General features: G+C 73.5%; 18 protein-coding genes. 5 read left to right on the plus strand and 13 right to left on the minus strand.

The window, feature by feature from the left end:
- Nucleotides 1-2: 2 nt before the first annotated feature.
- From IEZ10_RS13250 to glmS, 12 genes are all read right to left on the minus strand, one after another.
- A complete protein-coding gene (locus tag IEZ10_RS13250; protein ID WP_189246795.1) occupies nt 3-659 on the minus strand; it encodes a TOMM precursor leader peptide-binding protein in 657 nt (218 codons plus the stop codon).
- A 17-nt stretch (nt 660-676) separates the two neighbouring features.
- Nucleotides 677-2,074 carry a YcaO-like family protein gene (locus tag IEZ10_RS13255; protein WP_189246796.1) on the minus strand — a complete coding sequence of 466 codons (1,398 nt, stop codon included), beginning with the start codon at nt 2,072-2,074 and terminating at the stop codon, nt 677-679.
- Nucleotides 2,071-2,862 (minus strand): ABC transporter permease, encoded by a 792-nt coding sequence (locus IEZ10_RS13260; protein WP_189246797.1) that lies wholly within the window; start codon nt 2,860-2,862, stop codon nt 2,071-2,073. The genes IEZ10_RS13255 and IEZ10_RS13260 overlap by 4 nt, the downstream gene beginning before the upstream one ends.
- Nucleotides 2,859-3,890, minus strand: a complete 1,032-nt coding sequence (locus tag IEZ10_RS13265; protein ID WP_189246798.1) for an ABC transporter ATP-binding protein — start codon at nt 3,888-3,890, stop codon at nt 2,859-2,861. Before IEZ10_RS13265 ends, IEZ10_RS13260 begins: the two co-directional genes overlap by 4 nt.
- Nucleotides 3,891-4,090: 200 nt before the next feature.
- On the minus strand, nt 4,091-4,657 hold the full coding sequence (locus IEZ10_RS13270; RefSeq protein WP_189246799.1) for a class F sortase: 567 nt from the start codon (nt 4,655-4,657) through the stop codon (nt 4,091-4,093).
- 6 nt (nt 4,658-4,663) lie between these two features.
- Nucleotides 4,664-5,377 carry a hypothetical protein gene (locus IEZ10_RS13275; RefSeq protein ID WP_189246800.1) on the minus strand — a complete coding sequence of 238 codons (714 nt, stop codon included), beginning with the start codon at nt 5,375-5,377 and terminating at the stop codon, nt 4,664-4,666.
- Between the two features lie 141 nt (nt 5,378-5,518).
- On the minus strand, nt 5,519-5,935 hold the full coding sequence (gene tsaE, locus IEZ10_RS13280; RefSeq protein ID WP_218912107.1) for a tRNA (adenosine(37)-N6)-threonylcarbamoyltransferase complex ATPase subunit type 1 TsaE: 417 nt from the start codon (nt 5,933-5,935) through the stop codon (nt 5,519-5,521).
- Nucleotides 5,936-6,019: 84 nt separating this feature from the next.
- The gene (locus IEZ10_RS13285) at nt 6,020-7,165 is read right to left on the minus strand and encodes an alpha/beta fold hydrolase (RefSeq protein WP_189246802.1); all 1,146 of its coding nucleotides are present in this window, start codon (nt 7,163-7,165) and stop codon (nt 6,020-6,022) included.
- A 20-nt stretch (nt 7,166-7,185) separates the two neighbouring features.
- Entirely contained in the window at nt 7,186-8,313 is a 1,128-nt protein-coding gene (gene alr / locus IEZ10_RS13290) for an alanine racemase (RefSeq protein WP_189246803.1), read from the minus strand.
- On the minus strand, nt 8,310-9,980 hold the full coding sequence (locus IEZ10_RS13295) for an NAD(P)H-hydrate dehydratase (protein ID WP_189246804.1): 1,671 nt from the start codon (nt 9,978-9,980) through the stop codon (nt 8,310-8,312). The genes alr and IEZ10_RS13295 overlap by 4 nt, the downstream gene beginning before the upstream one ends.
- A 196-nt stretch (nt 9,981-10,176) precedes the next feature.
- The gene (locus tag IEZ10_RS13300) at nt 10,177-10,527 is read right to left on the minus strand and encodes a holo-ACP synthase (protein WP_189246805.1); all 351 of its coding nucleotides are present in this window, start codon (nt 10,525-10,527) and stop codon (nt 10,177-10,179) included.
- A gap of 104 nt (nt 10,528-10,631) precedes the next feature.
- On the minus strand, nt 10,632-12,476 hold the full coding sequence (gene glmS, locus IEZ10_RS13305) for a glutamine--fructose-6-phosphate transaminase (isomerizing) (protein WP_189246806.1): 1,845 nt from the start codon (nt 12,474-12,476) through the stop codon (nt 10,632-10,634).
- 165 nt (nt 12,477-12,641) lie between these two features.
- On the opposite strand from glmS, the gene coaA reads away from it, so the two are divergent.
- The 5 genes from coaA (at nt 12,642) to IEZ10_RS13330 (ending at nt 17,655) form a co-directional block, all read left to right on the plus strand.
- Nucleotides 12,642-13,574: a type I pantothenate kinase gene (coaA, locus tag IEZ10_RS13310; protein ID WP_189246807.1), complete on the plus strand. Its 933-nt coding sequence runs from the start codon at nt 12,642-12,644 to the stop codon at nt 13,572-13,574.
- Between the two features lie 17 nt (nt 13,575-13,591).
- A complete protein-coding gene (locus tag IEZ10_RS13315; protein WP_189246808.1) occupies nt 13,592-14,590 on the plus strand; it encodes a DUF389 domain-containing protein in 999 nt (332 codons plus the stop codon).
- A gap of 194 nt (nt 14,591-14,784) precedes the next feature.
- Nucleotides 14,785-15,690 carry an ABC transporter ATP-binding protein gene (locus tag IEZ10_RS13320; protein ID WP_189246809.1) on the plus strand — a complete coding sequence of 302 codons (906 nt, stop codon included), beginning with the start codon at nt 14,785-14,787 and terminating at the stop codon, nt 15,688-15,690.
- Entirely contained in the window at nt 15,683-16,741 is a 1,059-nt protein-coding gene (locus IEZ10_RS13325; RefSeq protein ID WP_229811225.1) for an ABC transporter permease, read from the plus strand. Before IEZ10_RS13320 ends, IEZ10_RS13325 begins: the two co-directional genes overlap by 8 nt.
- On the plus strand, nt 16,738-17,655 hold the full coding sequence (locus tag IEZ10_RS13330; RefSeq protein ID WP_189246810.1) for an ABC transporter ATP-binding protein: 918 nt from the start codon (nt 16,738-16,740) through the stop codon (nt 17,653-17,655). The genes IEZ10_RS13325 and IEZ10_RS13330 overlap by 4 nt, the downstream gene beginning before the upstream one ends.
- Here the strand turns inward: IEZ10_RS13330 and IEZ10_RS13335 are convergent, their stop codons facing one another.
- Entirely contained in the window at nt 17,656-18,867 is a 1,212-nt protein-coding gene (locus IEZ10_RS13335; RefSeq protein ID WP_189246811.1) for an RNA-guided endonuclease InsQ/TnpB family protein, read from the minus strand.
- Between the last annotated feature and the right edge of the window lie 94 nt (nt 18,868-18,961).

Genomic DNA, 18,961 nt, shown 5'->3' on the forward strand with positions numbered 1-18,961 from the left:
CATCACTGGAGTCCGGCGGCCGGGGCGAGCAGCTCCGGCAGCTCGTCGGCGAGGTCGCGCCAGGTCGACTCGCGCTGGTCGGGGGTGGAGCGGCAGCGGCGGCAGCCGTGCACGGCGACGACCGTGGACCGGCCCAGCGTCCCGTCGAGCAGGTGGAGGTGGCGCACATGCCCCGCTTCGGCGGCGCCGCCGTCGGCGAGCAGCGAGTCCGTCAGCCGGATCGTCAGCAGCGCCGCCAGCTCGGCGTGGTGCGGCAGGTGGCCCGCGGGCCCCAGCGCGGGGTCGGCGTCGTAGGCGTCGGCCAGCGCGGCGCCGAGGTGGTGGGCCGGGTCGTGCTGGCGGCGGCGCGTCGCGAAGCAGCGGGCGCAGGCGCCGTGTCCGGGGGCGGCGACCGGGCCGACCCGCAGGCGGGGGTGTTCCAGCACGACGGGGAACCAGGGGGTCCGGTAGGCGAAGGACGCGCCGTCCAGGGTCTCCTCCAGCCGCGGCGCGGAGCGGAAGGAGACCAGCGCCCGGACCCTGGCGGCCGGCCAGAGCGAGGGGTCCGGGTGGCCGTGCCCGTCGGCCGGGGTGACGGCGACGCCGTCCCGCAGCTCGCGCACCCGGCCGGCCACCGCCGCGCCGAAGCCGCCCAGCGTGATCAGGTGAAGCTCGTGCATCGCGGTGTCCTTCCTCGTCAGGCGAACGGCTGGGGCAGCGGGTTGAGGTCGGCCTCGGCGTGCACCCGGTGACCCATCCGGGCCGGGGCCTCGTACAGGCGGGGGTGCGCGGTGTAGCGGGCCGTGTGGACGAAGGAGAGCGGCATGAGCTGCGGGATGATCACCCGGACCACCCGGAAGCCGACGTCCCTGGCCTCGTCCGTGGTGACCTCGACGGCGATCACGTCGCACCCGGCCGCGCCGAGCCGCTCGACCAGCAGGCGCAGGTCGCCCGCGGCGGTTCCGGTGGACAGGTCCGGCATCGCCGACAGCGGACGGCGCTCCCGGCCGTCCAGCAGGAAGGCGAAGTCGCCGGCCCGCCCGGGTGCGCCCATGTAGGAGGCGCCGTGGAAGACGTGCAGGAACTCGTCCGGGTCGGCCGGCCGGGGCCGGGGCACCTGCATGGCGATCCGCGACGACGCCGACTCCCGCATGAGCTTCCCGACCGAGACGACCGGGTCCAGGTCGGTGTTGCACATCACGAGCTGGCCCAGGACCTCGTTGTCCGGCGTCAGGTCGACGGAGTAGACCGTCGGGACGCCGAGGTCGGTGGTCGCGTCGTAGAAGCGCGTCCGCACGTGCCCGGCCCGGTGCCTCTCCACGTACGGCGCCAGCCGCGCGGGGATCTCGTCCAGCTCGATGCGCGGCCAGGGGATGCGCTGCAGCCAGGTCAGGGCGATCGCGTCCCGCTCCACCACCTCGCAGATCCCCCCCACCAGCGCCGAGGCGAGGTCCGTGTGGGCCGCGCAGCCGGTCGAGATGGGCATCGTGAACCGCTCGGCGGCTGACTTGGCCCGGATGTGCATCCACACCATCACCGCCGGCACCCACACCGGCCGGTTCCCGGTCAGCGACCAGCCCCTGGTCCAGCGCATCGGCCCGGCCGGGTCGGGGGCGGTGACGATGCTCTTGGGATGGGCCAGCTCCCGGGGGGAGCAGCGCGGCACCGTACCCAGGTCGAGCGCCTCGTCGCCGAGCTCCTCCGCGGTGGCCCAGCGCAGGGCCGCCTCGTCGAAGACGCAGCTTGAGTAGCGCTCCAGCGACTCGGCGACGCAGAGCCGGCCGGCGCGCTCGGTGCCGAGGCCGCCGCCGGCGCCGTCCATGCCGCCGCGGACGTCGGAGCCCGCGGCGGATTCGGCGATGTTCGGCGAGACCGCGGCCAGGTCGCCCATGGAGGCGGTGAAGATCGCGAACCGGGGCTCGCCGGGGTGGTTGGGGAGCCGCCGCACACGGCTGGCCAGGCCGTACGGGCTCACCAGGCGGTCCAGCTCGGCCAGCGCGCCCAGGGGCTCGGCGGCGGGGGCCGCCTCGGGTGCGGTGGTGCCCGTCGTCTCGGGTGCGGTGGCCCCCGTCGTCTCGGGTGCGGTGGCGCTCATCGCTTCTCACCGTCCGTCCAGCTGAACAGGGAGACGGCCCCGGCGGCGGCGACGAGCGCCACCCCGGCCATCACCAGCCAGCTCGTGACCACCGATCCCCCGGCCACCCCGGTCAGGTCCTGACGCAGCGCGTCGGCGAAGTAGGTGGTCGGCAGGTGCCCGGCCACGGTGCGCACCGCCTCCGGCAGGATCTCCATGGGCAGGAAGACCCCCGAGAGCATCAGCAGCACCGGCATGGCCAGCGCCAGCACGCCATTGGCCAGCTCGGCGTTGCGCATCCGCGCCGCCACCAGGTAGCCGGCCGCGAAGAGCATGACCAGGCCCAGCGCGCAGGTGACCAGGAGCCGGCCGATCGCCGACGGCTGCAGGAAACCCGTGGCCAGGGCGGCGGCCGACAGCACGGCGAGCTGGACGAGCGCGATGGCCAGCCGGGCGGGCGCCTGGGCCACGATGAAGGTCGTCCGGCGCAGTGGCGTGGTGCCGAGCATGCGCAGCGTGCCCTGCTGCCGCATCGTGATCAGCGGGGTGGCGGTGCCGAAGAAGGCCAGCGACATGAACGCCATGAGCAGCACCGCGGGGATGCCCGACCGGACGGGGTCGAAGCCGCCGCCGCCCCCCGAGGGGTTGAGCGTGCCCATGAACAGGAACATCGCCATGAACAGCAGCGGGAAGACCATGACGAAGAAGAGGCTCTTCGGATCCCTGACCAGCTCGCGGGCGTTGGCCCGGGTCAGCTCCGCGAAGGCGCCGGGCCGGCCTCCGGCCGCGGGCGGGGTGACGGCCGTCATCGCCCGCCCCCGTTCCGCCCGGCGGGGGTGCTCTCGTGATGCCCTGCGGGGGCGTCCTCGTGGTGTCCGGCGGGGGCGCTCTCATGGTGCCCGGCCGCCAGCCGCAGGAAGACGTCCTCCAGGTGGCCGGTGCGGACCTCGATGCGCCGGGCGTCGAGCCCGGCGACGGCGCGGACGACCTCGTCGGTGTCGGAGGTGGTGACCGTCACCCGGCCGCCCTCCGCCGAGACGCCGGTGACGCACTCCAGCGCCGAGAGGGCGGCGAGGTCGGCACCGGTCTCGAAGGACACCTCGTGGGCCGCGCCCAGCCGGTGGACCAGCTCACGGGGGGTGCCCAGGGCGACCATCCGGCCGCCGACGACGATGCCGACGCGGTCGCAGAGCTCGGTGGCCTCCGTCATGTCGTGCGTGGTGAGCAGGACCGTGGTGCCCTCGGCGCGCTCGGCCCTGATCAGCTCCCACAGCTGCTGGCGGGCCTGCGGGTCGAGCCCGGCCGCGGGCTCGTCGAGGACGAGCACCTCGGGGTTGGCGATCACCGCGACACCGAGCAGGAGCCGGCGGCGCTGGCCTCCGGAGAGGGCCTTGACGCGCGTCCCGGCCTGCTCCTCCAGCCCGATGCGCCGGAGCGTGCCGGCCACGGTGCGGGGCGCGGCGTACAGGGACGCCCACAGCCGCAGGGTCTCCGTCACGGTCAGCGTGGTGAAGAGCGCCCCCTCCTGGGGCTGCACGCTCACCCGCCGGACGAACTCCGCCCGGTCACGCAGCGGGTCGAGGCCGAGCACCCTGATCCGGCCCTCGGTCGGCTCCCTGAGGCCGACCAGGCACTCCACCGTGGTCGTCTTGCCCGCGCCGTTGGGGCCGAGCAGGCCGAAGACCTCCCCGGCGGGTACGGTCAGGTTCAGGCCGCCGACGGCGAGGTGGGCACCGTAGGCCTTCACCAGACCGTCGATCGTTATCGCGGTTTCCTGGTCTGGACTCGCGGGTGACTCCGTGCGCTCGGCACGTGTCCCGCTGTCGAGCATTGTCATGCCGTTCTCTCCCACTGCCGGGACCGTTTGCTTGATCTCTGGCTGTGAGAGTAGGAGCGGCGGATTTCACCGCGATTTTCCCGCCGTTTTCCCCGGCGGCCCCGTCATTTCCGCCGGTTCCGCCGGTTCCGGCCGGCGCGCCCGCGTCCTCCGTACGGCGGACGGCCGGGCGCCCCCGCTCCTCCGGCGGCTCCCGGGGGTCAGGTTCTGGGGTCGGCCGGTTTGACGAGGGTGGCGTAGACGATGACGTTGTCGCGGTACTCGTGGCGGTCCCAGTCGAAGTCCCCGCCGCAGGTGATCAGCCGCAGGCCGTCCTGGAGGTAGACCTTGTCGGCCGGGAAGCGGTCCTTGCTCACCCGTTCGACGGAGTCCACCCGGTACTGGGCGACCTCGCCGTCGCTGCGCCTGACCTTGACGACCTGCCCCTCGCGGATGTCCTTGAGCCGGTAGAAGACCGCGGGGTCGGTCTTGGTGTCCACGTGCCCGAGGATCACCGCGGGGCCCTCGTCGCCGGGCACCGCGGTGTCCTTGACCCAGCCCGCCGCGTTCGGCTTGTCGTACGGCGGGAGCTCCACCTCGCCGTCCTTGACCCCGAGCTTCATCAGGGGCGCCTTGATGCCCAGCGAGGGGATCTCCACGCGTTCGGGCACCACCGGGTCGCGGGCCTCCGGGACGTCCACGCCGGCGCCCCGGTGGAGGAGCACCATGACGAAGCCGGTGACGATCCCGGCGGTGATGACGCGTGACCAGCGGGTGGGTGCGGCCATCGGCGGTTACGGGCGGCGACGGCGGGCGATCACGACCCCCGTGCCGCCCAGCAGGGCGGCGGCCAGCAGCACCCCGGGCACCCCGAGCGGCGTGCCGTCGTCCTCCGGGCCGCCGGCCGCGGTGCCGCCGCCGCCGGTGGAGGGCGCGCGGGTGCTGATGACGGTCCGGGTCGGCCGGGGCTTCGGCTTGCGGGTCGGCTCGTCGGACGCCTCCTCGCCGGGTTCCGCGGTGGGCTTGGCGCTGGGCTTGGCGTCGCCCACCACCCGGAGGCTCGCCTTGCCGGTGTCGTTGGTGCCCTCGCACCGGGCGTTGACCTCGTAGACGCCGGCCGCGGTGCCGGGGGCCACGGTGGCCTGGCCCCGGACCCACGGCCGCGCGGTCGGCGTGGAGGCCGACGAGGGGGCGGGGCTGGGCGTGACCAGGATCGGGTCGAGGGTCACCGCGGTGCGGAAGATCCGGGACGACCCGGTGCCGCGGTGCTCCGGCCCGCCCTGGGGGATCGGGCAGTTGGCCAGGATCCACACCTTCTGCCCGGCCTTCACCCGGGCCGGCTGGAGCTGGACCTCGATGTCACCCCTGCTGGCGGACGTCTGCGACGCCGCGGGCGAGGCGGTCGCTCCCGCCCCCGAGTCCGCCTCGGCCGTGCATCCGGTCACCCCGAGAAGAGCGAGGCCGCCCAGAGTGGCCCCCAGAACCGCGGCATGCTTGACGCTTGGCACCGTCGCACTCCACTTCCCACTCCGGCCGACGACCCTCGCCCGGCACCACTGCACCTGTTCCCCTTAAAACAAGGGCAAACCCGCTTGGGACAATCATCGATCTATACCAACTGGGACGCGGAGCGAACGCGCGGGGTTCCGTCAGACGACGCCCTCCCACCGGGCGCCGACCCCGCGCAGCCGTACGGCACGCTCCTCACCGGTCTCGCCGCGCTCGATGGAGATCTCCAGCCGGTCCTCGGCCAGGCCCTCGACCAGGCCCTCGCCCCACTCCACGACCGTCACCGACTCCTCCAGCGAGGCGTCGAGATCGAGGTCGTCGACCTCCAGGTCGCCGCCCAGCCGGTAGGCGTCCACGTGCACGAGCGCCGGGCCCCCGGACAGCGAGGGGTGCACCCGGGCGATGACGAAGGTCGGCGAGGTGATGGGGCCGCGCACCTTGAGCCCGTCCGCGATCCCCTGGACCAGGGTCGTCTTGCCCGCGCCCAGCGGCCCGGACAGCACCGCCAGGTCGCCCGGGCGCAGCAGTCCGGCCAGCTCCCTGCCGAGCTCCCGCATCTCCTCGGTGGTCGCCGCGATTCTCACTTCTCGATCAACTCCCCTGCGATGGTCGCGTCCTGCGGACCGCGCCCGGTGGCCCGGTCACCCGCGCGGGCCCCCGACGCCGTCGGCCCCGTCGGCCCCGTCGGCCCCGTCGGCCCCGTCGGCCTCGGCGACGTTGGCGGCGGCCTCGTCGGCGAGGGCCCGCTTGATCAGGTCGCGCAGTGCGTCGTTGACCACGGTAGGCCGTTCGAGCTGGACCAGGTGCGAGCTGTCGGGAACCTCGGTGAACTGGGCGCGGGGCAGTGCCGCCGCCATGGCCTTGCTGTGGTCCACCGGCGTCAGCCAGTCCTTGTCCCCCACGATGATGGAGGTCGGCACGTCGTCCAGCACTCCCAGGGCGGCCAGCTTGTCGTGGGCCATCAGCGCCGGGTAGAAGTCGGCGATCACCTCGAACGGGGTGGAGCGGATCATCGACTCGACGAAGTCCACCACCGTGGGGCTGACGTTGGTGGCGTCGCCGAAGCCCAGGTGGCGCAGCATCAGGAAGGCCAGGTCGTTGGCCGCCTCCCGGCCGCGGTCCACCAGCGTGCCCCGGCGGCCCAGCAGCGAGACCGTGCCCGGCGTGACCGTGTGCACGGCCCTGGCCAGCAGGGCGGGCAGTCCCAGGGAGACCTCGCCCAGCCTGCCGGCGGAGGTGGAGATCAGCGCGACCCCCCTGATCTTCTCCTCGAACAGCTCGGGGTGGCGGTCGGCCAGCGCCATGATCGTCATGCCGCCCATGGAGTGGCCCACCAGCACGCACGGGCCGGGCACCAGCTCTTCGATCACCTCGGCGAGGTCCTCGCCCAGCCGGTCGATGAGGGAGCCGTGGTCGTCGACCGGCGCGCGCGGCGAGCGTCCGTGGGAGCGCTGGTCCCACAGCACCATCCGGTAGGAGTCGAGCAGGTCGCGCCGCTGGTAGTGCCAGGAGTCGAGGTTGAGGGTGTAGCCGTGGCAGAACACCACGGTCAGCGGGGCGTCCTCGGGGCCGTCGACCTCGGCGTGCAGGACGAGGCCGTCGGAGGCGGTGACCGCGGCGGGCCGGCCGCGCAGCTCGCCGAACGGCTCGCCGGCCTCCAGGTCGGGCCGGAGCCTGATGCGGCCGATGGCGTAGCGCTTGGCGAAGGCCGCGGCGGCCACCCCGGCGGACGCGGCGCCGACGAGCGCGCCGGCGACCCCCACCCTTCGCCGTGTGGCAGTGCCCATACGACCCCCTGACGTGCCTCTCACCGGTGAACGCGCGGGACCCGCGAACCGATCCGGGTCACGATCTCATACGAGATCGTGTCGAGGGAATCCGCCCATTCCTGGGCGGTCGGCTCGCCGCGCGAGCCGTCGCCGAACAGGATCACCTCGTCGCCCTCGGCCAGCGGGTCGTCCCCCACGTCGATCATGAACTGGTCCATGCAGACCCGTCCGGCGATGCGGCGGCGTCGTCCACCCGCCATCACCTCCGCCCGATTTGTCGCGTATCGCAGAACGCCGTCCGCATACCCGAGGGGCACCAGTCCAAGCGTGGTCTCGCGATCCGTGACGTAAAGGTGTCCGTAGGACACCCCGGTTCCGGCCGGAACCCGCTTGGTCAGCGCGATCCGCGCGGTCAGGGTCATCGCCGGGCGGAGACCGAAATCCCCGAGCGCGGGCACCGGGCTCAGGCCGTAGACCGCGATTCCGGGGCGGACCATGTCGTAGCGCGCCTGCGGCAGCGTCAGTGTCGCCGCCGAGTTGGCGATGTGCCGGACCACGTGGGACCCCGCGGCGCCCGCCTTCTCCGCCATGGCCAGCGCGTCGTCGAAGACGGCGAGCTGGGACTCGACCGACGGGTGCCCCGGCTCGTCGGCGCAGGCGAGGTGCGACCAGATCCCGACGATCTCGATCGTCCCCTCGGCCTGACGGGCCAGGGCCCGGTCGAGCAGCGCGGGCCAGTCGCCGAACGCCGCGCCACCGCGCGACAGACCGGTGTCGATCTTCAGGTGCACCCGGGCGACCCGGCCGGCGCGGACCGCCGCCTCGGCGATCCGGTCCACCAGGCCGGGGACCGCCGCCGACAGCTCCACGTCCCGGCCGACCGCCTCGTCCAGCGGCTCGCCGGGCGTCATGATCCACGCCAGGACCGGCGCGGTGACGCCGGCGTCGCGCAGGGCGAGGGCCTCGCGGATCTGGGCGGTGCCCAGCCGGGCGGCCCCGCCCTCCAGCGCGGCTCGCGCGGAGGCGACCATGCCGTGCCCGTAGCCGTCGGCCTTGACCACTGCCATGACCTCCGCCCCGGGGGCCCGGCCGGCCAGCAGGGCGACGTTGTCCCGGATCGCGGAGAGGTCCACCCGCGCCTCGGCGGGCGTCGTCGGGAAATTCATCTTTCCAGTTTGGCAGCTCCGTCGTCCTCCCCGAGCCGGTCCATGACCTCCCTGACCGCCCCCGGGACGCCCGAAAGGACGTCCCACGCCGAGACCGGGCCGTTCCGCCCGGCCAGCCCGTGCAGGTACGCCGCGCAGGAGGCCGCGTCGTACGGTCCCAGCCCGGCGGCCAGCAGCGCGCCCGCGACCCCGGCCAGCACGTCGCCGGTGCCCGCGGTGGCCAGCCACGAGCTGCCGGTGAGGTTGATCCTGACCGGCCGCTCGTCCTCGGCGACCACGGTGGTCGAGCCCTTCAGCAGGGTCGTCACACCCAGCTCGTCCGCGGCCCGCCGCGCGTACTCCACCCGGCGGGCCTCGATCCGCGACCGCGGCACGTCCAGCAGCCGCGACAGCTCGCCCGCGTGCGGGGTGATCAGCACCGGCGCGGAGCGGCGCAGCAGCGACCGGTTCTCGGCGACCAGTGTCAGGCCGTCGGCGTCCACCAGCACCGGGACGTCGCTCGCCAGCACCGAGCGGGCGACGGCGAGCGCCTCCGGGCCGGTGCCCAGGCCGGGCCCGAGCACCCACGCCTGCACCCGCCCCACCTCGCCGATCCCCTCGCCCGGTTCGAGCGGGGTGATGACGACCTCGGGCCAGCGCGCCCGCACCTGGGCCACCGGCTCGGCGGGGCCCGCGTAGCGGACCATGCCCGCCCCGGCCCGCACCGCCCCGCCCACGGCCAGCACCGCCGCGCCGGTGTAGCGGTGACTCCCGGCCGCGACGCCCACGACCCCCCGGCGGTACTTGTCGGACTCCACTCCCGGCCGGGGCAGCATCAGCGCCACGTCGGCGTCGGTGAGCGCCGACGCCCCGGGGTCGGGGAGGTACGGTCCCAGCCCGATGTCCACCAGCTCCACCCGCCCGGCGCGGGCCGCGCCCGGGTCGGCGAGCAGGCCGATCTTGCGGGCCCCGAACGTGACGGTGACGTCCGCCCGGACCGCCGGCCCGTCGACCCGCCCGGTGCTCGCGTCCACCCCGCTCGGCACGTCCACCGCGACCACCGTCGCGGGCCCCTCGGCGGCCAGCCGGGCCAGGGTCGCGTACGGCTCGCGCAGCGCGCCCGTCCCGCCGATCCCCACCAGCCCGTCCACCACGAGGTCGGCCCCGTCGAGGAGGCGCCGCACCCCGGCGCCCACCGCCGGGCCCTTCGCCGGATCCCGCACGGAGCCCTTCCCGGGCCCCTGCACGGAGCCCTTCCCGAGCCCCTGCCCGGAGCCCTTTCCGGACCCCCGCGCGGAGTCCGTCGCGGAGTCCCGCGCGAGGTCCGCCGTCCCGCCGCCCGCCGGGTCCGCCGGGGTCTCCCCGGCCGCGCCGCCGAGGTCCGTCACCCGGCCCCCGGCCCGCCGCAGGGCCGCGAGCCCGCCCTCGTGGACCCGCGCCCCGGCCAGCACGGCGTGCACCCGGGCGCCCCTGGCGGCGAGCCGCGCCCCGGCGTACAGGGCGTCGCCGCCGTTGTCGCCGCCGCCGGCCAGCACCACGACGCGGGAGCCGTACACCGTCCCGAGGGCTCCGGCGCAGACGACCGCGAGGCCCGCGGCGGCCCGCTCCATGAGCGTCCCCTCGGGCAGCTTCGCCATGAGCGCCGCCTCGGCGGCCCTTATCTGATCGGAGGTGTACGCGGTCAGCATGGCTCCGACGCTATCCCGCGGCGATCTCCGGCGCATGCTCCGGCACGGCCCGCCGTACGGCCGGCCCGCCGCCGCCGTACGGCCCCGCGTTCCGCCGCGTCCGTTCCACCGGCGTCGCGTTCCGCCGCGTCCGTTCGGCCCGTACCGCGTTCCCGACCCGCGTCGCCGCGCCGTACGGCCGACCCTCCGGCCGCGGTCAGGCCTCGGCGATCACGTAGGCGATGGCCACGCCCCCGTCGTGGGTCAGCGAGAGATGCCAGCGCCCCACGCCCAGCTGCTCCGCGACCTCGGCGACCCGGCCGCTGACGTGCAGCTCCGGGCGGCCGTGCGCGCCGCGGCGCACCTCGGCCTCCAGGTGGTCCAGCCCCGGCGGGGCGCCGAGCGCCTTCGCCACCGCCTCCTTGGCCGCGAACCGCGCGGCCAGGGAGGGCACCGGCAGGTCCCGCTCGGCCTCGGTGAACACCCGCTCCCGCAGGGCGGGGGTCCGCGCCAGCGCTTTTTCGAGCCGGGCGATGTCCACGACGTCCACCCCGATGCCCACGATCACCGCCTCAGGCTACCGCCCGCACCCGTCTCCCGGCCGCCGCGTCACCGCCGCCGGACCCCGCCCAGGGCGGGCGGGGTCCGGCGGCGTCGTGAAAGGCGCGGCGGCTACTCCACGGTGACCGACTTGGCCAGGTTGCGGGGCTGGTCGACGTCGTGGCCCTTGGCGGTGGCCAGCTCGCAGGCGAAGACCTGCAGCGGCACCGCGGCCACCAGCGGCTGGAGCAGGGTCTCCACGGCGGGGACGCGGATCAGCGTGTCGGCGTAGGGCTCCACCGCGGTGTCCCCCTCCTCGGCGATGACGATGGTCCTGGCCCCGCGCGCCCGGATCTCCTGGATGTTGGACACGATCTTGTCGTGGATGACACGCTGACCCGACGGGGAGGGGACCACCACCACGACGGGCAGGCCCCGGTCGATCAGCGCGATCGGGCCGTGCTTCAGCTCCCCGGCCGCGAACCCCTCGGCGTGCATGTAGGCCAGCTCCTTGAGCTTCAGCGCCCCTTCGAGGGCGACGGGGAAGCCCACGTGCCGGCCGAGGAAGAGCACGCACCGCTCGCCGGCCAGCGAGCGGGCCAGCGCGCGGACCGGCTCCATGGTCGCCAGCACCTCCTCCACCTTGGCGGGCATCCCGGCCAGCCGGTCCAGGATCTGGGTGATCTCGTCGCCGAACTTCACCCCGCGGACCTGGGCGATGTAGAGGGCCACGAGGTAGCAGGCGACGAGCTGGGTGAGGAACGCCTTGGTGGAGGCGACGGCGATCTCCGGGCCGGCGTGCGTGTAGAGGACGGCGTCGGACTCGCGCGGGATCGTGGAGCCGTTGACGTTGCAGATGGCCAGTACCCGCGACCGCTGCTCGCGGGCGTGCCGTACGGCCATCAGCGTGTCCATGGTCTCGCCCGACTGGCTGATCACGATGACGAGCGTGTCGCGGTTGAGGATGGGGTCGCGGTAGCGGAACTCGCTGGCCAGCTCGACCTCGCACGGGACGCGGGCCCAGTGCTCGATGGCGTACTTGGCGATGAGGCCGGCGTGGTAGGAGGTTCCGCACGCGACCACGATGATCTTGCTGACGTCCCGCAGCTCCTGGTCCGACAGCCGCATCTCGTCCAGGGTGAGCAGCCCGTCGGAGCCGATCCTGCCGAGCAGCGTGTCGGCGACCGCCCGCGGCTGCTCGGCGATCTCCTTGAGCATGAAGTGGTCGTAGCCGCCCTTCTCGGCGGCGGAGGCGTCCCAGCCGACGTGGTAGTCACGCGTCTCGGCCGGGGCCCCGTGGAAGTCGGTGACCGTGATCCCCGGGCCGCGCAGCTCGACCACCTGGTCCTGGCCCAGCTCGACGGCCTCGCGGGTGTAGGCGATGAACGCGGACACGTCCGAGCCGAGGAAGTTCTCCCCCTCGCCCCGCCCGACGACCAGCGGCGAGTTGCGGCGGGCGCCCACCACCACGTCGGGCTCGTCGGCGGACACGGCCAGCAGCGTGAACGCCCCCTCCAGCCTCCGGCACACCCGGCGCATCGCCTCGGCCAGCCCGTCGGCGGCGTGCCGCTCCAGCAGGTGCGCCACCACCTCGGTGTCGGTCTCCGACAGCAGCTTGTGCCCGTCGTCCTCCAGCTCGGCCCGGAGCTCGGCGAAGTTCTCGATGATGCCGTTGTGGATCACCGCGATCCTGGAGCGGCAGTCGGTGTGCGGGTGGGCGTTGCGATCGGTCGGCGCGCCGTGGGTCGCCCAGCGGGTGTGCCCGATGCCGACCGTCGCCTCGGGGAGGGGCCGCGACGTCAGCGCCGAGCGCAGGTTGGCCAGCTTTCCGGCCCGCTTCTCCACGGCCAGTTCCCCGCCGGGGCCGACCAGCGCGACACCGGAGGAGTCATAGCCCCGGTACTCCAGCCGGCCCAGCCCCTCGACGGCGACCTCGACCGCCGGTCGGTGACCGACATATCCCACTATTCCGCACATGTCCAACCTCCCTCTTCCTGTGAGATCGACCGACGAGCCTATGGAGAACCCCCGAGGGAAACCAAGAATCCTGCCCGCCATCGGGCAGAACCTTGCCCTGAGCGGAGCCGCGCATGCCCGGACCCGCGCGGAGCGGCATCCGGCCGATCAGTACGCTTGCTGGCTATGACCAACGGGTGGGAGGCGACTCCGTACGTGGAGCTGAGCCGCGAGCAGTGGAGCGGACTCCGCAGGAACACGCCGCTGACGCTTACCGAGGACGAGCTGAAGGGGCTGCGCGGCGTCGACGACCCGATCGACCTGGCCGAGGTCACCGACATCTACCTGCCGCTCACCCGGCTGCTCAACCTGCACTTCACCGGGGGCAGGCAGCGCGGCGCGGCGGTCAGCACCTTCCTCGGGACGGGCGCCGGGCCCGCGCCGTACATCCTGGGCATCGCCGGCAGCGTCGCCGTCGGCAAGTCCACCACCGCCCGGCTGCTGCACACCCTGCTGGCCCGCTGGCCCGAGCACCCACGGGTGGACCTGATCACCACCGACAGCTTCCTGTACCCGAACGCGGTCCTCACCGCCCGGGACATCATGCACCGCAAGGGCTTCCCGGAGAGCTACGACCGGCGGGCCCTGGTCAGGTTCGTCGCCGACGTCAAGGCCGGCCGGCCCGAGGTGACCGCCCCGGTCTACAGCCACCTGGAGTACGACATCGTCCCCGGCGCGACGCAGACCGTCCGCCGGCCCGACATCCTCATCGTCGAGGGGCTCAACGTGCTGCAGCCCGCCCCGCCCGCCGCCCTCGCGGTCAACGACTACTTCGACTTCTCCATCTACGTGGACGCGAAAGTCGAGCACGTCCGGGACTGGTACCTCGACCGCTTCCACAAACTGCGCCGTACCGCCTTCGAGGATCCGCGTTCCTACTTCCGGCACCTGGCCGAGTTGTCGGATCATGAGGCGACCGAGTTCGCCAGGAACGTCTGGCGCGACATCAACGAGCGCAACCTCGTCGAGAACATCGCCCCCACCCGGGGGCGGGCCGACCTGGTGCTGCACAAGGGCGCCGACCACTCCGTCCGCCGGGTGGGACTGCGCCGCATCTGACGGGTAGGGGGAGTCGTGTGCTGCATCTCCGCGTGATCAGCCCGTCCGAGCGGACGGACGAGGTCCTCGGCCTGCTCGACGGCGCCGTCGGCGTGGCCAACGTCGTCGTGCTGCACGGCGCGGCCCGCTCCCCGAAGGGCGACCTCGTGGAGTTCGACATCGCCCGCGAGGCCGCCAGCGAGATGATCGACTGCCTGCGCGACCTCGACCTGGACACCCTCGGGTCCATCGCGGGCGAACGGGTCGACCTGTCGGTCTCCGAGGTGGCCGCCCGCGCGGAGGAGGAGGCGCCCGGCCACGGCGACGACGCGGTGATCTGGGACGAGCTCGCCCAGCGGGTCGAGGACGACACCGAGCTGAGCTGGGCCTTCCTGGCGTTCCTGGTGATCGCCACGCAGATCGCGGCGGTCGGCGTGATCGTGAACTCGCCGATCCTGATCGTCGGCGCGATGGTGCTCGGCCCGGAGTTCGGCGCCGTCGCGGCCGTCTGCTTCGGCCTGCTCAGGGGCGACCGGCACCTGATCGTCCGCGCCCTGCGCACGCTCCTCACCGGGTTCACGGTCGCCATAGCGGTCACGCTCGCCTGCGCGCTGACCTTCCGCGCGCTGGGCTGGATCGACCCCGGCACGCTGCGCGGGCACGAGGAGATCGAGTTCATCGTCAAGCCCGACCGCTGGTCGTTCGTCGTGGCCCTGCTGGCCGGGGCGGCCGGGGTGCTGTCGGTCACCGCGGGCAAGTCCTCGGCCCTGGTGGGCGTCTTCATCTCGGTCACCACCGTGCCCGCCGCCGGATACCTCGCCGTCGCCGTCGCCCTCGGCCGCTGGGCCGACGTGGCGGGCTCGGTCACCCAGCTCGCGGTGAACATCGCCGGCATGGTCATCTCCGGTACGGTCACCCTGCTCGTCCAGCGGGCCTACTGGGAGCGGTTCGGCGTACGGTTCCCCGCGCGCGGACCGCGCGGACCGCGCGGCCTGGAGCGCGGCGGGGGGCCGGGGCTCCGGCGGGGCGACCGGTAGGGGCGGGCGCGGCCGCCGGGCGGAAGCCGTACGGCGGGATCCTCAACCGGGCGGAAGGCGTGCGGGCGGGTGCGCCGCGCCGGGCGGGAGCCGGAACCGGAAGACGTGCGGGCGTGCCGGACCGGCCTTTCGGCCGAGGCGGATTCGTCCCCACGGCGGAGGCTCCCGGCGCGGCCGGTGGATAGTGTCCTGGTATGACTATCCTCGCCACCGAGGGACTCACCAGACGATTTCCCCGGGTGACGGCGCTCGACGGGCTCACCGTCGACGTCGGCCCCGGCGTCACCGGCCTGGTCGGCGCGAACGGCGCGGGCAAATCGACGCTGATCAAGATCCTGCTGGGCCTGCTCGCGCCCTCGGCCGGCCGGGCCGAGGTGCTGGGCATGGACGTGACGACCCGGGGCGCCGAGATCCGCGGCGCCGTCGGGTACATGCCCGAGCACGACTGCCTGCCCCCCGACCTGTCGGCCACGGAGTTCACCGTCCACATGGGCCAGATGGCCGGCCTGCCGCGCACCGCGGCCCGCGAGCGCGCCGCCGACGTGCTGCGCCACGTCGGCCTGTACGAGGAGCGCTACCGCGCCATGGGCGGCTACTCCACCGGCATGAAGCAGCGGGTCAAGCTCGCCCAGGCCCTGGCGCACGACCCCCGGCTGGTCTTCCTGGACGAGCCCACCAACGGGCTCGACCCCCAGGGCCGCGACGAGATGCTGGCGCTGATCCGCAGGATCGGCACCGAGTTCGGCATCAGCGTTCTCGTCACCTCCCACCTGCTGGGCGAGCTGGAGCGGATCTGCGACCACGTCATCGTGATCGACGGCGGCAGACTGCTGCGCTCCTCCCCCATCTCCGACTTCACGCAGACCACCCGGACCGTCATGGTGGAGGTGGAGGAGGGCCGCGACGCCCTGGCCGCCCGGCTCACCGAGCTGGGCGAGACCGTCACCCCGCACGGCCGGACGCTCCTGGTGGACGTCCGCGCGCCGGAGACCTTCGACACGCTCCGCGACGCCGTCTGCGACCTCGACCTCCACCTCGTCCGCATGGAGCAGGGCCGCCAGCGCATCGAGGACGTCTTCCGGGAGCCCGCCGATGCCTGACCTGCCCGGACCGCCGGACGACCGGAACCGGCCCGGCCCGCCCGACCAGCCGGACGACCGGAACGGCCGCGACACGCCCAGCCACCCGGCCGGGCCCCCGGCGGGCCCCGGCCGCACCCGTGAGAGGACCGCCGTGCCCGAGACGCCCCCCGCGCCCTCCGGCGCGCCTTCCGCGGCCCCCGCCGGGGTCATCCACGACATCGGCTACCGCCACTACGAAGGGGTACGGCTCGGCCGCGCCCACGCCGTCGCGGCGCTGACCCTGCACACCCTGCGCGGGGTGTTCGGGCTGGGCCGCCCGGCCCGCTCGAAGATCATCCCGTTCGCGCTCGCGACGGTCATGATGTTCCCCACGATCGTCTCCATCGGGGTCATGGCGCTGGTCAAACGCGAGGGGATCATCAGCTACACCGGCTACGCGACCATCATGCAGGTCGTGATCGCCGTCTTCCTCGCCGCGCAGTCGCCGTACACCGTCGCGCCCGACCTGCGCTTCCGGGTGCTGCCGCTCTACCTGTCGCGGCCGGTGCGGCTCCTGGACTACATCGGCGCCAAGGTCGCGGCGATGACCGCGGCGATGTTCCTGATCCTGGCCGTCCCGCTCACCGTGCTGTTCGTCGGCGAACTGGTCATCGATCCGCCCGGCCCGAACCACACCGCCGACTACCTCACCGCCCTCGCCGGGGCCGTCGTCCTCGCGGTGGCGCTGTCCTGCCTGGGCGTGGCGATCGCCTCCTTCACTCCCCGGCGCGGCCTGGGCGTCGCCGCGGTCATCGCGTTCTACCTGCTCACCTCCGCGGTCTCGGGCGCGCTCGCGGCGATGCTGGAGTCGGCGAACGACTACACCGCCGCCGCGTGGGCGTGGATGATCAATCCGTTCTTCCTCGTGGACGCCGCGGTCCAGGTGGGCCTCCTCGGCGCGAAGGCCTCGGGCCCCACCACCTACCCGGCGGGCGCCGGCGTCGCCGTGACGATCCTGGCCGTGGTAGCGCTGATCGCCCTGTCCGTGACCGCCCTGATCCTGCGTTACCGGAAGGCGGCCTCGCAATGAGGATCGAACTGGCCCAGGTCTCCCGCTGGTACGGCAACGTCGTCGCCGTCAACGACGTCACCATGACCGTCGGCCCCGGCGTCACCGGCCTGCTCGGCCCCAACGGCGCCGGCAAGTCGACGCTCCTGCACATGATGGCCGGGTTCCTCGCCCCGTCCAGCGGCACAGTGACCCTCGACGGGACGAAGATCTGGCGCAACCACCAGATCTACCGCTCCATCGGCCTGGTCCCCGAGCGCGAGGCCGCCTACGGCTTCCTCACCGGCTGGCAGTTCGTGCTGTCCGGGGCGCGGCTGCACCGCCTCCCCGACCCCGAGGACGCCGCCCGCAAGGCGATCGCCCTGGTCGAGATGGAACCCGCCAGGGACCGCAGGATCGAGACCTACTCCAAGGGGATGCGGCAGCGGATCAAGGTCGCCGCCGCCCTCGTCCACGACCCGCAGGTCCTCCTGCTCGACGAGCCGTTCAACGGCATGGACCCGCGCCAGCGCATGCACCTGATGGAGCTGGTCACCGGCATGGGGGCGGCCGGCAAGACCATCCTGTTCAGCTCGCACATCCTGGAGGAGGTCGAGCGCGTCGCCCAGCACATCGAGGTCATGGTCGCCGGCCGGCACGCCGCCTCCGGTGACTTCCGCGAGATCCGCCGCAGGATGACCGACCGGCCCCACGTGTTCCGGATCCGCTCCAGCGACGACCGCCGCCTGGCGTCGGCCCTGGTCGCCGACCCCTCCTCCAGCGCGGTCTCCCTCACCGGCCAGGGCCTGGAGGTGCAGGCCGTCGACTTCCGGCGGTTCACCCGGCTGCTGCCCAGGGTCGCCAGGGACACCGGGGTGCGGATCACGCAGGTCTCCCCGGCCGACGAGGACCTCGAAAGCGTCTTCTCCTATCTGATCGACAGGAGCAGCTGTTGACTACTCCCCGCCCGGAAGGACGGGGATTCCGGCCCTCGCGGGCTGGAGTTCCTGTTTCACCGGCGACCGCACCCGGGAGGACCCGGAGTGTCTGACGTCACCTCCACAGGCCGACACGGCAAGACCTGCCGCCAGAATGTTCTTCGCGGCGTTGACGTCCCGGTCGTGCCGGGTGCCGCAGGACGGGCACTGCCACGTCCGGGTGGAGAGGGAGAGCCGGGCGAGCAGGTGCCCGCACGCGCTACAGGTCTTCGAGCTGGGATACCAGCGGTCGATCACCATCAGGTGGCGACCGTATTTGGCGGCCTTGTACTCCAGCATGCGGCGGAAGGCGCCCCATCCGCAGTCGGAGATCGCCTTGGCCAGACTCCGGTTGCGGACCATGTTCGCCACCGCGAGGTCTTCGATCACGATCACGTCGTGGTCGCGGACCAGCCGCGCCGAGGTGCGGTGCAGGAAGTCGGCGCGGGAGGCACGGACCTTGCGGTGCGCGCGGGCGACCTTCGCCTTGGCCTTGGCCCGGTTGGCGCTGCCGTGCTGCTTGCGGGCCATGCGCCGCTGGTAACGGGCCAGGTTGCGTTCCCGTTTCGCCAGGTGGCGCGGGTTGGCGATCTTCTCACCGTCGGAGGTGACGGCGAAATCCTTCACCCCGACGTCCACACCCACCACCCGGCCGGTCGCCGGGACCTGCTCCGGGTCGTCGACGTCCACGGTGAAGGAGGCGTACCAGCGCCCGCACGGGTCGCGGGAGACGGTGACCGTGGCCGGGTCGATCGTGGCCGGGTCGATGTCCGGCCAGGACCACACGAACGCCGGCGGAGCGTCCATCTTCGCCAGGAACAGGCGCCCGTCGCGGTAGCGGAAGGCCGAGCGGGTGTACTCGGCGCTCTGACGTCCGGTGCGGGACTTGTAGCGCGGGTACCTGGCGCGTCCGGCGAAGAAGTTGGTGAAGGCGACCTGCTGGTGGCGGATGGCCTGCTGCAGCGGGACCGACGACACCTCGTTCAGCCACGCCAGCTCATCGGTCGCCTTCATCGCCGTGAGGCGGGCGTTGGCCTGGGCGAAGCTCGTCGTGACCCCTTCGCCGTGGTAGCGGGCGTGCCGCCAGGCCAAGATGCGGTTCCACACCACGCGCAGGCAGCCGAACGTGCGGCTCAGCGTGGCCGCCTGTTCGGGGGTGGGGTAAACCCGCACCTTGTACGCCGTACGCACGTTCGAATCTTATTAGAAGTCGCTGTATCCGGTAGGTCATTTGGCACGGTGCCGCGCTTCCTCCCGGCCCTGAAGGACCGGGTTTCCACGCTCA

This window comes from Streptosporangium pseudovulgare, from assembly GCF_014648055.1.
GTDB lineage: Bacteria > Actinomycetota > Actinomycetes > Streptosporangiales > Streptosporangiaceae > Streptosporangium > Streptosporangium pseudovulgare.

What these genes read in the sequence shown, in the direction of transcription:
- IEZ10_RS13250 (WP_189246795.1), bottom strand. Translation starts at nt 659, where the DNA reads ATGCACGAGCTTCACCTGATCACGCTGGGCGGCTTCGGCGCGGCGGTG.
- IEZ10_RS13255 (WP_189246796.1), bottom strand. Translation starts at nt 2,074, where the DNA reads ATGAGCGCCACCGCACCCGAGACGACGGGGGCCACCGCACCCGAGACG.
- IEZ10_RS13260 (WP_189246797.1), bottom strand. Translation starts at nt 2,862, where the DNA reads ATGACGGCCGTCACCCCGCCCGCGGCCGGAGGCCGGCCCGGCGCCTTC.
- IEZ10_RS13265 (WP_189246798.1), bottom strand. Translation starts at nt 3,890, where the DNA reads ATGACAATGCTCGACAGCGGGACACGTGCCGAGCGCACGGAGTCACCC.
- IEZ10_RS13270 (WP_189246799.1), bottom strand. Translation starts at nt 4,657, where the DNA reads ATGGCCGCACCCACCCGCTGGTCACGCGTCATCACCGCCGGGATCGTC.
- tsaE (WP_218912107.1), bottom strand. Translation starts at nt 5,935, where the DNA reads ATGCGGGAGCTCGGCAGGGAGCTGGCCGGACTGCTGCGCCCGGGCGAC.
- IEZ10_RS13285 (WP_189246802.1), bottom strand. Translation starts at nt 7,165, where the DNA reads ATGGGCACTGCCACACGGCGAAGGGTGGGGGTCGCCGGCGCGCTCGTC.
- alr (WP_189246803.1), bottom strand. Translation starts at nt 8,313, where the DNA reads ATGAATTTCCCGACGACGCCCGCCGAGGCGCGGGTGGACCTCTCCGCG.
- IEZ10_RS13295 (WP_189246804.1), bottom strand. Translation starts at nt 9,980, where the DNA reads ATGCTGACCGCGTACACCTCCGATCAGATAAGGGCCGCCGAGGCGGCG.
- glmS (WP_189246806.1), bottom strand. Translation starts at nt 12,476, where the DNA reads ATGTGCGGAATAGTGGGATATGTCGGTCACCGACCGGCGGTCGAGGTC.
- coaA (WP_189246807.1), top strand. Translation starts at nt 12,642, where the DNA reads ATGACCAACGGGTGGGAGGCGACTCCGTACGTGGAGCTGAGCCGCGAG.
- IEZ10_RS13320 (WP_189246809.1), top strand. Translation starts at nt 14,785, where the DNA reads ATGACTATCCTCGCCACCGAGGGACTCACCAGACGATTTCCCCGGGTG.
- IEZ10_RS13325 (WP_229811225.1), top strand. Translation starts at nt 15,683, where the DNA reads ATGCCTGACCTGCCCGGACCGCCGGACGACCGGAACCGGCCCGGCCCG.
- IEZ10_RS13330 (WP_189246810.1), top strand. Translation starts at nt 16,738, where the DNA reads ATGAGGATCGAACTGGCCCAGGTCTCCCGCTGGTACGGCAACGTCGTC.